Origin of the sequence: Chryseobacterium sp. KBW03, assembly GCF_003852415.1 — a bacterium.
Classification (GTDB): domain Bacteria; phylum Bacteroidota; class Bacteroidia; order Flavobacteriales; family Weeksellaceae; genus Chryseobacterium; species Chryseobacterium viscerum.
Genome location: NZ_QAJO01000003.1, coordinates 572,799 through 588,140, shown reverse-complemented (window position 1 = coordinate 588,140; position 15,342 = coordinate 572,799). Strand labels below are relative to the sequence as shown.

13 protein-coding genes are annotated in these 15,342 nt (G+C 37.0%); 5 read left to right on the top strand and 8 right to left on the bottom strand.

From position 1 onward, the window contains the following. Positions 1-96 precede the first annotated feature (96 nt). The 3 genes from DBR39_RS06565 to DBR39_RS06555 all read right to left on the bottom strand — a co-directional run bounded on the left by DBR39_RS06565 (position 97) and on the right by DBR39_RS06555 (position 3,119). Entirely contained in the window at positions 97-1,494 is a 1,398-nt protein-coding gene (locus tag DBR39_RS06565; protein ID WP_124531573.1) for an alkaline phosphatase, read from the bottom strand. 78 nt (positions 1,495-1,572) lie between these two features. After that, entirely contained in the window at positions 1,573-2,775 is a 1,203-nt protein-coding gene (locus tag DBR39_RS06560) for a GTP-binding protein (RefSeq protein ID WP_124531571.1), read from the bottom strand. Positions 2,776-2,780: 5 nt separating this feature from the next. Beyond that, positions 2,781-3,119, bottom strand: coding sequence for a MerC domain-containing protein (locus DBR39_RS06555; protein WP_124531569.1), 339 nt, complete (start codon positions 3,117-3,119; stop codon positions 2,781-2,783). A gap of 87 nt (positions 3,120-3,206) precedes the next feature. Here DBR39_RS06555 and DBR39_RS06550 point away from each other — a divergent pair, with 87 nt between their 5' ends. Further along, a complete protein-coding gene (locus DBR39_RS06550) occupies positions 3,207-3,596 on the top strand; it encodes a Fur family transcriptional regulator (RefSeq protein ID WP_124531567.1) in 390 nt (129 codons plus the stop codon). A 67-nt stretch (positions 3,597-3,663) separates the two neighbouring features. On the opposite strand, the gene DBR39_RS06545 is transcribed toward DBR39_RS06550, so the two are convergent. Both DBR39_RS06545 and DBR39_RS06540 read right to left on the bottom strand, forming a co-directional pair. Next, complete coding sequence (locus DBR39_RS06545; RefSeq protein ID WP_109738887.1) at positions 3,664-4,149, bottom strand: hypothetical protein; 486 nt, start codon at positions 4,147-4,149, stop codon at positions 3,664-3,666. 329 nt (positions 4,150-4,478) lie between these two features. Further along, entirely contained in the window at positions 4,479-5,693 is a 1,215-nt protein-coding gene (locus tag DBR39_RS06540) for a hypothetical protein (protein WP_124531565.1), read from the bottom strand. A 204-nt stretch (positions 5,694-5,897) separates the two neighbouring features. Here DBR39_RS06540 and DBR39_RS06535 point away from each other — a divergent pair, with 204 nt between their 5' ends. Next, positions 5,898-6,389: a hypothetical protein gene (locus DBR39_RS06535; protein WP_124531563.1), complete on the top strand. Its 492-nt coding sequence runs from the start codon at positions 5,898-5,900 to the stop codon at positions 6,387-6,389. Positions 6,390-6,464: 75 nt separating this feature from the next. Here DBR39_RS06535 and DBR39_RS06530 read toward each other — a convergent pair whose 3' ends face one another. Further along, positions 6,465-7,319, bottom strand: coding sequence for an AraC family transcriptional regulator (locus DBR39_RS06530; protein WP_124531561.1), 855 nt, complete (start codon positions 7,317-7,319; stop codon positions 6,465-6,467). A 90-nt stretch (positions 7,320-7,409) separates the two neighbouring features. On the opposite strand from DBR39_RS06530, the gene DBR39_RS06525 reads away from it, so the two are divergent. From DBR39_RS06525 to DBR39_RS06515, 3 genes are all read left to right on the top strand, one after another. After that, positions 7,410-8,393, top strand: coding sequence for a polysaccharide deacetylase family protein (locus tag DBR39_RS06525; protein ID WP_124531559.1), 984 nt, complete (start codon positions 7,410-7,412; stop codon positions 8,391-8,393). 108 nt (positions 8,394-8,501) lie between these two features. Further along, complete coding sequence (locus tag DBR39_RS06520) at positions 8,502-8,888, top strand: DoxX family protein (protein ID WP_124531557.1); 387 nt, start codon at positions 8,502-8,504, stop codon at positions 8,886-8,888. A gap of 576 nt (positions 8,889-9,464) precedes the next feature. Beyond that, entirely contained in the window at positions 9,465-9,950 is a 486-nt protein-coding gene (locus DBR39_RS06515) for a DoxX family protein (protein WP_124531555.1), read from the top strand. 729 nt (positions 9,951-10,679) lie between these two features. Here the strand turns inward: DBR39_RS06515 and DBR39_RS06510 are convergent. Both DBR39_RS06510 and DBR39_RS06505 read right to left on the bottom strand, forming a co-directional pair. Beyond that, a complete protein-coding gene (locus DBR39_RS06510; protein WP_124531553.1) occupies positions 10,680-12,197 on the bottom strand; it encodes a TSUP family transporter in 1,518 nt (505 codons plus the stop codon). A gap of 5 nt (positions 12,198-12,202) precedes the next feature. After that, on the bottom strand, positions 12,203-15,079 hold the full coding sequence (locus DBR39_RS06505) for a TonB-dependent receptor (RefSeq protein ID WP_124531551.1): 2,877 nt from the start codon (positions 15,077-15,079) through the stop codon (positions 12,203-12,205). Between the last annotated feature and the right edge of the window lie 263 nt (positions 15,080-15,342).

Sequence of the window (15,342 nt, the reverse complement as noted above, 5' to 3'; positions counted from 1 at the left end):
TGTTTAATATAAAATAAAGCAGAGGAAATTGTATTCCCTCTGCTTCCTCAACCTGTTAAAAATGTAAAATATGAATATGAAAAAATATTGTATCGCTTATATTGGAGATGCCTTCAGCATCAAATCATGCAAGTCTGTATTTTTAATGAAGGGCTGCAAAAGTTCATTTCCAGGACCATAGGCTACTACTTCCACATAATCTCCGGAGTGATCCATACTGATCCATCCCACTGAATTTCTGCTTTTCTGAATTTCTGAATAAAGTTTAAAAGGCAGTTTTTTATAATTATACAGCCCTGCATCCTCTTTTTCAAGTCCGTTGTAAAAACTCATCAGATGTTTGGCTTCATCATCATTCAGAATAATTTTATTACCCTCATAAATCCAGTCTTTAATATCTTTCATCGAATACTCTTTTTGAATCTTGTTCAGAATATATTCATTGGTGTATTGATAGTCTGAAATGCTGTTAAAATTCTTTGTAGCATCATTTCCGTAGATGGTTCCCGGATTGGCATTTCCATGATCTGTCGTGATGATTACCAGGGTATTTCCATCTTTTTCTGCAAAATCCATTACCGCTTTTACGGCTTCATCAAATGCCAGCTGATCATGGATGAGTGCGGCTACATCATTAGCATGCGCAGACCAGTCTACTTTTCCGCCTTCTACCTGAAGAACAAAGCCATTGGGGTGTTCTTTCATCTGATCAATGGCTGTTTTTGCCATTTCGGCAAGAGTGGGTGTATTTTTGTATTCCGGAAGATGAGCTCTGTCAATACTATAAGGTAAAGCACCTGTATTAAAAATTCCTAAGAGCTTCTCCCCTTTTTTGATTTCTTTCAAATCGTTTTGTGTTTTCAGAACTCTGTATCCTTTTTTGCTGTAGACAGAATAGAGATCTTTTTTATCTTCTCTTTTTGCAGGATTAAAGAACTCATCTCCACCTCCTAGCAAAACATCCAGTTCCAGTTCGGCATACATTTCTGCTATTTGGGGTTCTGCATTTCTTTTGGAAGAATTTATACAGAAACCTGCAGGAGTGGCATGGGTAATGGTTACTGTGGTCACACAGCCTGCTTTCTTTCCTGCTTTTTTATATTTCTGCCATATAGGAAGATGCTTTTCACCATTGGCTCCCATATTCAGAACTCCGTTTTTAACTCTTATTCCACCGCCGAAGGCTGAACTCGCCGCTGCAGAATCTGTGACAATAGAGCTGGCTGAGGCGGTGTCCATCAGAGCACGTGTCACTTTTTTCTCCTGATACAGATTCATCCAGTTACTTCCTTTGCCCAAAATATTCCGGGAATACAAATCTGCCATAGAGAGGGTCCCGAGACTCATCCCGTCACTTACCATAAAGATGATGTTCTTTGCTTTTCCGGTATACGGTTTTTCAATATTCCTCCCAAAACTCCAGAGATCTGATGGTGATAAGGTCAATAATCCTGAAAGTAGTGCTGAACCTTTTAGAAATTTTCTTCTGTCCATATTGCTGTAAAAATAATGCTGTAAGGTATTGTATTTAAACTTTTATCGTAACATTGTTGCATTAATTAAAAGTTAATTTTAAATATTCTCTGGAAAAGGATCTTCAAAATCCTGTTTCTTATCAAACCGCTCTTTTTCCTGATCATTAATAAGGCAGCTTTGAAGGTCGGATAACATTTGATCTTTATCCAGATTCTGACCAATAAATACAAGTTCATTGATTCTGTCACCCCAATTTTTATCCCATCTGCTTTCAATAAATTTCTGATTTTCTTCAAAAGACGAATACTGTACTCTCTGATGCATCGGCATACTGCTCCACCAGACACCTGCCTTTTCCAGACGAAAAGAACCTCCTGCCTGAGAAAAATTCAGGGCATCATCGGGTCTCGACGCCAGCCAAAACAAGCCTTTCGCTCTGATAGCTCCTTCCGGATAATGATGAGTAAGGTATTGCCATAGTCTAACCGGATGAAAAGGTTTTTTGTCCCTGAACACAAAAGAACTTATGCCATACTCTTCTGTTTCAGGAGTATGATGTTCAGCCTGTAATTCCTTTTGCCAGCCGGCAGAAGATTGTGCTTTATCAAAATCAAAGAGCTGGGTATTTAAAATCTGCTGTGGATTGATCTTGCCAAATTCCGAATGAAGAATAGCAGCATCAGGATTTAATTTCTTTATAGCAGCTGTTAAAAAGCCAAGTGTTTCAACATTGATAAGATCTGTTTTGTTTAAAATAATAACATTGGCAAACTCTATCTGATCTGTAAGAAGATTGACAATTGTTCTGTAATCTCCCTCCATATCAGTAAGATCACGATCCGTCAGAAGTTCATTAGACCCAAAATCTTTCATAAAGTTGAAACAATCAACCACTGTAACCATCGTATCTACATAGCTGAAACGGGAAAGATCAATACCGCTTTCTTCGTCGATATAAGTAAAGGTTTGGGCAACCGGAATGGGCTCACTGATTCCGGTACTTTCGATCAGGAGATAATCAAAACGATTTTCGTGAGCGAGACGTTCTACTTCTACCATCAGGTCTTCGCGAAGCGTACAGCAGATACATCCGTTACTCATTTCTACCAGCTTTTCTTCTGTTCTTGAAAGCGTGTTTTGATTTTCAATAAGGCGCGCATCAATATTGACCTCACTCATGTCATTCACAATCACAGCTACTTTTAAGCCTTGCTTATTATGAAGGATGTGGTTCAGTAATGTGGTTTTACCAGCTCCCAAAAAGCCGCTGAGTACCGTTACAGGAAGTTTCTTAGTCATGTATCTTAATGTTTATGATTTTTAAAATTGATGATATGACCTGCAATTAAGCCAGCAGCTCCAACATAAATCAGAGGAATATGAATCTCAAATATCAGATCTGTGAGTACAGAGATAAAGATAAGGCTCACAGATATCCAAAATAAAAATTTCAACCATCGGCTTTCCATTTTTTTAGTTACCCGGAATACAACCACAGCGCCTATACAAAGGAAAGTCAGATCGATATAAGGATTATGCGATATTCCCAAAGGAACAATCAGTAATAATGGAAAGACAATACAATGAATCAGGCATAAAACAGCAGCGGAGATTCCTACAGCATCAAGAATTTTTGATTTCATAATAGTATGGGATTAATTTTCTTATCGTAACTTTGTTGCAAAAGTATAGATAAAAATCTAAATAACGCAACTTTGTTGCATTAAAATATGAAACAGGTCAGAAACACCCATGCTAAAACTGAGATTTTAAACCTTATTAATGGTTCAGATATAGCGCTTACCCACTCTGATATTCAGAAAAAACTGGGAGATCTCTGCAATAGAGTAACCATTTACAGAGTATTGGAAAGGCTTGAAAATGAAGGGGCTATACACAAGATCGTCAATATTGACGGAGTGGTAAATTTTGCAAAATGCAGCGGAAAATGTACACATGGGCAGCATTTTCACAATCATGTTCATTTCAATTGTAAGGAATGTCACTCTGTAACATGCATAGAAAATGCGATTCCAGAAATCAGCTTACCTGAGCATTTTATTGCGCAGGAGTATAACTTCATTATCAGCGGAATTTGCCCGAAGTGTGCTGATGCTTAGAGGTATAAAAAGTAAAAAGGCAGAAAAGCGAAATTGCTGATCTGCCTTTTTACTTTTTAGGCTATTGTTATAAAGAAGAGATGTATACTTCTATTTTGGTACCGTCATAATTGAAAGTGCCATCAGAATTCTTTTTACCCAATACCCATTTCATATCTACGGGTACAGACCATGCAGATCCTAATGAAAATCCATTAACAGATCTTATTTCATTTCCGTTTCCTGTGGTAATTGCTGAATGAAAAAAAGTTTTATCGATAAGTCGGTAGAAACCAATCGCTTTTCCTGCAGGAATAGGTGAATATCCATCCCACTTTTCTCCTGCCGGATAATTAAATAGGGTTAACCATTTTTGTCCAGCTGATTCTGCCAGTTGAGAAGGACTTATCCTGGCTCCACGCATATACAAAGCGTAGGCAACCACGTCATGACATACTCCACTGTTATATTTCGAGATATTCTCTGCTCCTGAGAGAACGGCATGAGCAACGGGTGCTCTTTCGGCAAGGGATAGCTGAGCCTTCCTGGCTCCTTCCGGTGTTATAAATGACATATTGTAATATTTTGTTTGGTAGCGTAAAGATACAGTTTTAAATTTTATCACTGTTGGAGGAAAATAGGTTGTGGTTTTTAACAGAATGTTTTTAAGCTTCTAATGATATATAAACTTGTCTAAAAATGATCATACATACACAAAAAATGCATAAGAAAACTACAGATATTCAATAGGAACGGGCTTTAGCCCGTTTTAATAATAAGAATAAAATCCTATGGCTTCAGCCAAAACTTAATACCTGTGAAGTTTTGGTTAAAGCCTTTATCGAAAACAAAAAATAAGCGGGCTTTAGCCCGCTTCTATTGATAAGAATGATTAAAATTTATTTAACAATAAAACATGCATTCATAACTGAAAAGTTTTCCATCTTTAAAAGTGAAAATAAAGAGTCCTGCATCCCCATTCTGGATCTGGTATTCATGTGGGGAAGAAATCCATCGTGCAGAAAGCATATCACCAAAACGGGTTACAAAATTCTTTTCATCATAATTGGAATCCATACGCTCATTTCCCAAAACCAAAGCTTCGCCATTGCTGAAGGACATTTTGTAGATACTTCCGGAAACTTTCCCTTTATATTCTTCAAAAGCAACAATGATATTAGGGTTTTTATAAAAATATTGAGGTTCCCAACCACATTCCGGCATATTGGGAATGTTTTTAGCCTTCTGCATCTCCAGCTGTTTCATCGGTGCATCGGTGATTTTGCCGTCAAATAGTTGGGCATCCTTCCATATGAAATGCATATTCAGGGCTTTCAGCTTTTTTTCATACGCTTCTGTTCCAGGTTTTTTTGCAAATTGATCTGCCAGAAGAAGTTCAAAGTTGATATCTATTTTGGGATTTTCTACTCCTGCATTTGCATAAGATTCTTTCCAATATTGTAAGGCTTGTTTAAGGTTTTTCTCTTCCAGCCATGCAATTTCACGCAATCTTCCGACCTGAGTGAGTTCCTTTTCTTTGTTTTTGCCTTTCGTTGCCAGATATTCTTTCAGAACTTTATCGTAAGTAAGTTCAGGACCGAGATATTTCATTTGAATATATTCAGGATTTTCGTGGAAATGATCTCCAATATACACCCAGCCATCCTGATATAAAGGAACATAGTCTATACAGGCCATCTCATTTAAAGCAGCCCTCCGTGTAGCTGTGCTTTCGGTTGTAGGAGCTTTCCGTACACGCAGTTCAGACACCTGTATATAAAAATGTGGGCATTGCTGTCCTTGTGATCCCCGATAGAAATACTGAACCGGTTCGCCGGAAGATTTTTTGCCACGCATGGTCTTTTGCAAAGGCTGGCGGTCTATAAAACCAATATCACCATTACTTACCTGCACTTTATATTGTGTTTGGGTAGAATCTAACAGGTAAACAGGAGCCTCGGTAGAAAATATTCCTAATAGATCCTTATTATTTCCATTTTCGCGATAGAGATGTCCCCATTCTGAGGTATAAACCGGATGTGCTCCGGCATTCTGAGCCTTGATATTGTAAAAGCAGCACTGAATAATACCGGCTGCCAATAGTATCTTATTCAACATATTGTAATTTATATTCGCAAAAAATTAATGTCTTTTGCAGGTGGATTTGTATGGTTATTCCTTCAAAAATACTGAAAAAAGAGAGCTTGTCCTAAAGTTATCGTTATTCAGAATGGGTATAAATTCCATCCTATTCACTGGCTTCCGTTGGGTAACGCAAATAAAAATACTATTTTTATCGGCCAAAATAAGGAAATACTAATTATGCCGACTGATGCTTCTCATAAGCTGATTCCGATGACCACTTTCGTGCTTGAATATTATTCACACGAAGGATATGCCGATCTTCAGATTTTAAATCTGATGAATAACTATGCCAATTTTTTAAAGAAGAATTTGACTCTTGGAATGTTTGTTCCTGTAGACCGTGAAGGAAATGTTCTGAAAGAACCTAAAAATTATGCTGAATGGAAATCTCTTGATCATAATGATGGAAAAAGAGAGGATATAGCGGGGTTTGAAGAATACGGCGAATACCAGAAGGCTGAACAGAACTGTATGTTTGAAGGATTTAAAGTAGATTATAACGGCTATTCAAAAGTGCGTATCATAGCCTCCTATGATCCTTCTATCGAATTGTCTTTTAATAAAAGTGACCTGATCCCTTCAGGATTCAATGATGTAGAATCACTTGTTGTGTTTGATGATATATTTTTAACTTCCAGTGCGTTAGGGGTAATTGGAATAAAACGATGATACTATCGTTTTTTATATTCATTAAAGTTCTGTAATAAAAAATTGATCCTTTGCCTTATTATCCCTTTAATGGTTTTATTTTACCGTTGATTTCTTCTTAAACTCAGAAGGAGACATTTCTTTATACCCTTTGAAAATTTTATTGAAGTGGCTGGCATCATTAAACCCCAGTTTATCTGCAATTTCAGTGATGTTATAAGAGCTTTGAATCAGTAGTTTCTCTGCTGTTTTTATTTTGTGCTGCATCATATGCTGCTGGATAGAGAAGCCTGTGTGCTTTTTGATATAAATACTGATATAATTGGGAGAGAGCATAAATTCTTTGGCCAGATTCTCAATTTTTATTTTATCCGCATCTAATGCATTGACATTGATATAATACAATATCCTTTCAATTCTGCTTACATTTTGTGTGATCCAGTTTTTGGTAGTGCTGTTGTCCATTGTGTTCCTGATCAGAATGGTAATGATGCTTGAAAAAAGATCGGAGGTAATTTCTTTATTATACGTGTTTTTATGGCTGAACTCATACAAAAGAATCCGGGCCAGCTGCAGCAGGTGCTGTCTATCCGTTTTGCACTTGATCACTGATTCATAAACAAAAGACTGGTCTTCCATCAAAAGTTGAATAACCTTTTTTAGCTCATTCTTTTTATGAGATAAAAGGTTCTCCCAGATATACTGTTCCGTGAATTTTATGTAGATGAAGCGTGTTTTACTTGTAATGGAAAATTCATGACCATCACTGGGCCTGAGAAGAAAAACATCTCCTTTTTTGTAAGGGAAAGTAACACTGTTGAGATGATGTAGTCCTTTTCCATTTTCTATAATAATCAGTTCATAAAAGTTATGATTGTGATATTCTACATCCCAAATTTCTTTTTCGATGCTGAAAACATTAAAAGAACTGAAATTGACGATTCGTTTCATAAAAGAATGGATTTTTACAAATTTACCATTAATTTTTACAATATATACTGATAGATTATTGATCAATTTTGTCCTATCAATCCATTACAAATGAAATACATAAAACAATCCGTATTGTTGCTTGCTTCAACAATCGTTCTGATGTCCTTTTCTGATCGTCATGATAAGGATAAAAGACAGAAAAAAGATGAGCGTACAACACAGACTTCAAACAAAAAATACTGGCCTAATGGGGCTCAATTGGTTATTTCTGTCTCTATGCAGTTTGAAACAGGAGGACAGCCTGAGGGTGCTGAGAGTCCTTTCAGTGGAACTCCCCTTCCCAAAGGACAACCCGATCTTCCGGCAGAAAGCTGGTACCGCTATGGAGGAAATGAAGGAATTTACCGCATGCTGGATCTATGGAAAAAATATGATATTAAAGTAACTTCTCATGTTGTGGGAACAGCGGCAGAAAGATATCCTGAAGTGGCCAAAGCCATTGCAAAAGGAGGGCATGAGATTGCAGCTCATGGTATTACCTGGGACAATCAATGGAATAAAAATTACGCAGACGAACTGAATTTTGTGAAGCAAGGTGTAGATGTTGTTGAAAAGATTACTGGACAGAAAGCGGTGGGCTATAACTGCAATTGGCTGAGAAGAGGCCCCAACACTCTTAAAATATTACAGGAACTCGGCTTTCTGTATCATATAGATGACTTAAGCCATGATGAACCTTTCGTTACAAAAGTAAAAGGGAAAAATTTTGTTGTCATTCCTTATACCCTTCGCAACAATGATATTGTCAATATTGAAGGGAAACACTGGAGTCCTGATCAGTTTTTGGCACAGCTGAAGTTTGAGTTTGACCGTCTTTATGAGGAAGGAGCTTCCAAAAGAAGAATGATGAGCATCAGCTTTCATGACAGAATTGGAGGAACACCTGCAATGGTGCATGCTATGGAGGAATTCATCAAATATACCAAAGAAAAACAGGGCGTAGTCTTCATGAGAAAAGATGATATTGCCAAAATGGTGATGAATGATCCCAATACTCCAATTGATAACAGCGAAGAAAAATATAATAAATAAGGAAGTTGGAGGCCGGAAGAAGGATGTTATTGAAGTTTGTAAAATATTTTTAAGATCAAAATAACTTCCAGCCTCCAGCTTCTCACACCCAAACTAAAAAATACTTCTATGAATACAAAAACAGCCTATTTTTTCCTCCGTGTATCGATGGGAATTAACCTTTTAGGACACGGATTGGTCCGACTGGTGAAACTACAGGATTTTGCATCAGGAATGATGAAAGGTTTTGAAACAAGCTGGTTTCCACAGCCATTGGTGCATCTGTTTGGAGTTACACTCCCCTTTTTGGAATTTATAATCGGATTACTATTAATGCTTGGTTTTAAAACCCGTATTGCCACTATAGCAGGAGCCTCCCTGATTATCCTGCTGCTTTTTGGATGCAGTACTGTTGAAAACTGGGAAGCAATGGGCATTCAGATGATCTATGCAGGATTGTTTTACATTCTGATCAGCAGAATGGATGATAATTATCTGGCATTAGATAAGAAATAAAAGATAATACCAACCCTATCCAGCTCAAAGGCAAGTATAAATATTTTATTATATTTGCCTTAATTCTATAGGGCTTATGGTGAAAAAAAATGGATTATCACATTATATACAGGTATTTAATATATGTTTAATGCTCATCCATTTGTTGATCCTAAAAACAGAAAACACCAGCTTTTCTACGGTAGAAATAAAGAATCAATACAGCCTTAAAGAGACTTCCCATAAAAAATGCAACAAGATTTTTCTTGAAGAAAATAACAAAACCCCGATAAAATGCAATAGTAATTATTGTTCTGGTTCTTCTCTGTTTTTTACTGCTTCCTTTCATTCTTTTGCATTTGAAAAATTTATGGATCAGGAAATAAGCAATCGTCATTTTCTGTATGATGATCCACCTTATTCTTCATTTTTTAATTCTATCTGGATTCCTCCCAAAATATAAATTTCAGATCGTGTTATTTTATCGGTCTCTGAAATTTATATAAACAATCCTATTATTTAAACCAGAATTACATGACCAGCTGCTGTTCATGGCTTTGCCGTGGTGGTGTAATCAAAAAATGAATTAAAAGAATAATGAAAACAACAATATCAAACCTCGAAAAGAATACTCATAACATTTATGTAATTTGCAGAATATTAATTGGATTATTCTTCTTTATAGCAGGTTTCAACAAACTTTTCCATCCTATTTTCCAAGGGTATATGTTCAACACCATCAGTACTATAGGATTTCCTTTTCCGCAGTTTACCGCCAATTTCACTGCTTTTTGTGAATGTGTATTTGGCTTATTTTTAATGCTCGGTTTTTGGACAAGAATAAGTTCTGTATTTCTGATCATTATTATCCTTGTCGCCTTATTTACGCATGATCTGGGTTCCATTCCTAAGGAACTTGTTCCCATCAAATCTGAAACCGGAGTGTATGAAATGGATCCTTTTACATGGTTGAGTTATTTTCTATATCTGCCTCAAACATTGTATCTCTTGTTTCTGCTCCTGTTCTTATTTCAGGGATGTGCAGGCTTTGGGCTTGATACTTTTCGAAAAAACAAAATCTAGAAATAGTTAATGATTATAAACAGCTCTCTTTTTGGGAGCTGTTTTTAGTATACTTTTTAATGGGCAAAAGATTAAAGATTTTGAAAGAAAAGGAAAATAAAAACGCAAAGTTTAATGATTTATCTCTTCATTAAAGTGAGCAAAGGCGGCGACAATGTCGCTGATGAAGCTTAGTGACTATGCATTTGCTTAGAAAGAATCAATATAATTGATTCCTCTCTTTTGCTTCCTTGAAATTTGGAATTAAAAATTAAAATCTTTGCGTTTAAGATAATGCTGTATTCAATTTTATCGAAGATAAAATCCTTGCGCCTTATTACAGCGGTCGTTTTATATCATTTTTGCGCCTTTGCGTATCCAAAACATTTTTATTAAAAAAAAACGCAAAGTTTTAATGGTTTCAGATTTTTACTAAAAATGAGTAATGATATAATGTCAACAGACTATATCACTGATTTTCCCTATGATACCTCAAAATAAAGTAAAACATTAAAATCTTTGCGTTAAAAATATGTATAAAGGCATGTTAAAAAAACGTAAAGTTCAATGATCTAAGCCTTTTACTAAAGTGGGCAAAGGTGGCGACAATATTACTGATTAAGCCTTATACGCTTAGAAAAATCAATGCAATTGATTAAGCTTTGCACCCTTAAAATAATAAGAATTTATAAATTAAATCTTTGCGTTAAAAAAACACGCTTTTTACGAAGTTTGATTATAATCGGTTTCTTATGATAAAATTGATTTTGTTATGGTAACAAGACTCATCAGGATCACTACTATTCCTACCACAACAAACATTTTCTTCGTTGGAAGTTTTGAGGTAAGCATCGCCGAAAAAGGAGCCGTAAAAACACCACCCAGCAAAAGCCCCAACACAATATTCCAGTGATGGATACCGATGGTGAAAATGAAAGTTATAGCACTGGTAATGGTCAGTAAAAACTTGGCAACAGTAGAACTTCCCACTACATAACGGGGAATCCTCCCCTCTTTGATCAGGGTTCCGGTCACCAATGGCCCCCAACCACCTCCTGCAAAAGAATCAATAAAACCACCTACCAGTCCTAATACTCTGAGATTAGTTCTTCGTTTGGTTTTACCTTGCCCTGATTTTTTATCTTTGAATGCATTTTTTAAGATGTTTATGCCTAAATACATTGTATAGCAGGCAATAATGGGTTTTACAATATGAGCATATTCTTCACCATAATGAGACAGCGTTAATGCACCGATAACAGACCCTACAATGGCCAGCGGGAACAATACCCATACCATTTTTTTGTTGACATTTCCCAGTTTATAATGACTGAAACTTCCGGCTGCAGTAGTAAAAGACTCCGCAGAGTGAATGCTTGCACTGACAACGGGTGGCGGAACATTCAGCAGTAAAAGGATTGTGGTACATATGACTCCATAGCCCATTCCCATTGATCCGGCAACAATTTCTGCCATAAAACCGGCAAACAGCATCCAGTAAAAAATATGTCCGTCCTTATTCAGAAAATACTGAATATCACCGAAAAGATTGAACTGGTACACCACAAGTCCGAATAATCCAAAAAGAAGCAAAACTCCAATAATGGCAAGATAAATATTAGCTTTTCTCTGAGCAGTTTTGGTAATATTGATCAGTTTTTCAATTTCCATGTCCGGTTTTGAAGATACTTTTCCGTCAGACAGATATTCTGTAGTAATTTTGTTGAGTTCTTTAACCTTATAATTGAAATCTCCGGTGAGCTGATTGCGGATATGCTGCATATTGTCCAATACATGATCCATTTCGTCAGGAATGACTTCTGTAAAGGTTTCCCTTAATCTTTTAGCAATGGTCGGGGATTTTCCGTTGGTGGAAATGGCAATTTTTAGACTTCCCTTTTTGACAATGGAACCTAAATAAAAATCACACAAATCCGGTTTATCTGCAATATTGACCAGTATATTTTTTTTCTGGGCTTTTTCTCTGATTTCCCCTGCTAATTCAATATCATTTACCGCAATGATGGCAAGATCAGTATCATTAAAATCAAGATCATCATAAGCTCTCTCATGCAGGGTTATATTGGAAAACTGACTTTGTAAGGTTCTTACCTCAGGGATAATTTCTTTGGCTACCAGCTTGATGGAGGTTTCCGGTGAATTGCCCAGTACAGATTCCAGTTTTTCAAGAGCAACCTTGCCACCACCGATGATCAGCAGTGACAGGTTTTCAAGTTTTAAGAATATGGGGTATAGTGAATTGCTCATCCTTATTACAATTTTAAGTCATACGTAAAAGCGAGATAATAAAGTCCTCCGATTTCAGGACCAGCAGCATATTGCAAATAACGGCGGTTCAGCAAATTGGTTGCCCCGATTTTAATATTCGCACGAATTTCAGGAAGTTTCCATGTAGCCTGAGCATCAATCGTATAATAGGCTGGAATTGCTCCTGATGCTAAAGGACTTTCCCACATAAAGCCACTCTGCCATCTTGCCACAAGGGTAAACCCTATATTTTTGACAATCTCTCTGTTTCCTACACTTACATTCACCATCCATTTCGGGGTGTTGAAAGCGGTAATAAACAGGTCCGAGGAATTATTGGAAGCAAGATCATTATAGGAAACATTGGTATTGACATTATAATTTCCTGTAATATTATAACGAATCCCTAAAGACGTTCCATAGCTTTTATAAGTACTGTTACTGTTGGTATAAACTCTGTATCGGTCCTGTTTGCTTCTATCCAACATTGCAAGAACAGCGGTATTGTTTCCTACCTGACTGTTTTTTGGAACCGCCACTTCTACCTGCCCAAGGAATCCTTCGTAAATGTTGTAATAGAAATCCCAGTCCAGCACAAGTTTATTATTAAAAAAAGTAGACTTATACCCTACTTCAAATGAATTGATCTTTTCCGGCTGTAATTTTTGCAGATTGGCTACTGTTAAAAGCTGTTTGTTGTCCTGAGCTGCCTGAGCCTGGGTTTTTCCGGCATCTACATCTGCATTTACTGCCGAGGTGAATTTATCAATGGAAGCCAATGTGTAGGAATTCTCCAGATAGCCTAATCCATCGTTTACTTTTGAAAGACCTCCCACTCTTCTTACATTTCCGTTGTTTACGAAAGAAAGTGCTTCAAATAGTGATGGAAAACGATATCCGTTCTGAAAAGAAGCTCTGAAATTATGCTCTTTAACCGGAGAATAAACGACACTGATTCTCGGATTTAATTTAGCTTCAAATTCAGGGTTTCTGTCAATCCGTAAGGCAGCGTTAATTTTTAATTTATCATTAAAGAAAAGCTTCGTAATCTGAGCAAAAGCTCCATATTTCTGATAAATAACATTTTTCCCGAAGGTGCCGTTGGCTAAAGGAATATTTCTTTCATTCACCGGACGGTCGAAGTCAACAAAATTGTTTCCATCCGGAGTAATGCTGTACAAACGGTAATCTACACCAGCAAGAAGGTTGAATATCTTCACAAATCTGCTGAAGTCGTAGGTAAGTTCTCCCTGGTAAAAACGGGATTTCTGTTCAAGTTTAGCACCGCCTGTTGCCGGAGCTCCTGCTACTCCTCCATTGGCCGAATCCCAGTTATTGATTCCTATAATGGTGTTTTTCAACTGTTCAAAGGCTGCAGTTCCCGGTACGGCTCTGTTTTTATCTGCCTGCTGACGGGCGAGAATAAAAGCGTCATTAAGATTGGCTCCTGCATTCAGATTATTCTGAAGAGCTGTTTGGAATATATTTCTCCAGTTGGTATTGGAAAGATTGGTGAGATCAAGATTATCTGCCAAAGGTTTCAGATTATAAGAATCTCCTGTGTTTTCTATCGATACATAAGCCCTGAAGGTCAGTTCTCTTCCTGTCAGTTCTATTTTATGGTTCTGAACAGTAGCATTCTGCAAACGGATTTTATTTCCTCTCTGGAAAGTTCCGTCCAGTAATCCATAACGGTATACATAAGATGTTCTCCACTGATCACCAAAACGGTAGTATAGTCCTGCATCGAACTTAATATTTTTTACATCCGGACTTACAAGATCTTTCTCCAGATATCCTGTTCTTGAAACGTTGAATGTGGTAGGTTTACCATTGTAATCCACCTTTACAGCAACACGGTTGTTTCTTTCATCACCATATTTATTCCAAAGGTCTTCAGCTGGATTATTAGCCAGAGCAAAATTAGGATTAGCTGTGACCAAAGATCCTGGATTCTGATCGGTCAGATTGTTGGAGATCCAGTCTGTTCCGCTGAAATAGGATGCATTAACTTTCACCGCAAAGTTTTTATTGATCACTTTTGCAAAACGGATAGCACTTTCTCCCAGAGAACTTATTTTATGGTTAACATTGTCTACATGATTCATCCCGCCACGGAAATAAAGGCTTATTCCTTCAGACGTAAACGGATCTTTGGTCTGTAAACTTGCCAGTCCGTTGATGGCATTCATTCCGTACAACGCTGAAGCCGCTCCCGGAGTGACTTCCATAGACTGAATATCCAGTTCTGTGGGGCCTATTGCGTTTCCCAATGGTACTCCCAACGTTGCCGACTGTACATCTACCCCGTCTACCAGCTGCATGAATCGAAAATTATTAGGCGAATTGAAACCTCTCGAATTAGGAATTTTCAACGTAAGACTTGATGTTAAAAGCTGTAATCCCTTTACATTTTCCAATGTTTCATAGAATGAAGCTGCAGGGCTTTCCCTGATGGTTTTAATATCAATTTTTTCAATGGCTATCGGGGATCTTAATATCTTTTCCGGAACTCTGGAGGCTGAGATTACCACATCATCAATAATTGTATTCTGGGGGTTCAGCCCTATCGTTATTTTGTTGGAAGGTGAAAGTATTTCAACGGTTTGACCTGTGAAACCATCTTTCTGAATGACCACCCGGAATGGAATGGTAACCCTTGTTCTGAGCTTAAAGTTACCCAGCTGATCCGTTAATGCGGTATCCTGTGTATTTTCGATCTGCACCTTTACAGAGTCGAGACCTTTGCGTGTACCTGTATTTTTGATGCTTCCGCTAAGCTCTATAAGCTGCTGCTGTGCTTCTGCCAGGTTAAAAAATAGAAATGTAAATGCGATAATGCCTGCTTTAGGTAAAATATTTCCCTGCTTTTTGTTTTTCATTTTTTCTTCATTTTTTAGGTTGAGAATGAAGCTGTCTGAACTTTTTATCTTGATCATTTTTAACCACAAAAGACACAAAAGTTTTCGTTTTAAAACACTTTAGTTCACTTAAGTAAGTTTAAAATGATGCCGCAGAAAAGCTCACATTTAGATGAAAATCAAAAATTTTCACAAAACTTAAGTGTATTTATTATGCACAAAGTTTGGCTCTTTAAAAAACTTAAGTGTTTAAAAACTTTTGTGACTTTTGTGGTTTGATCGAA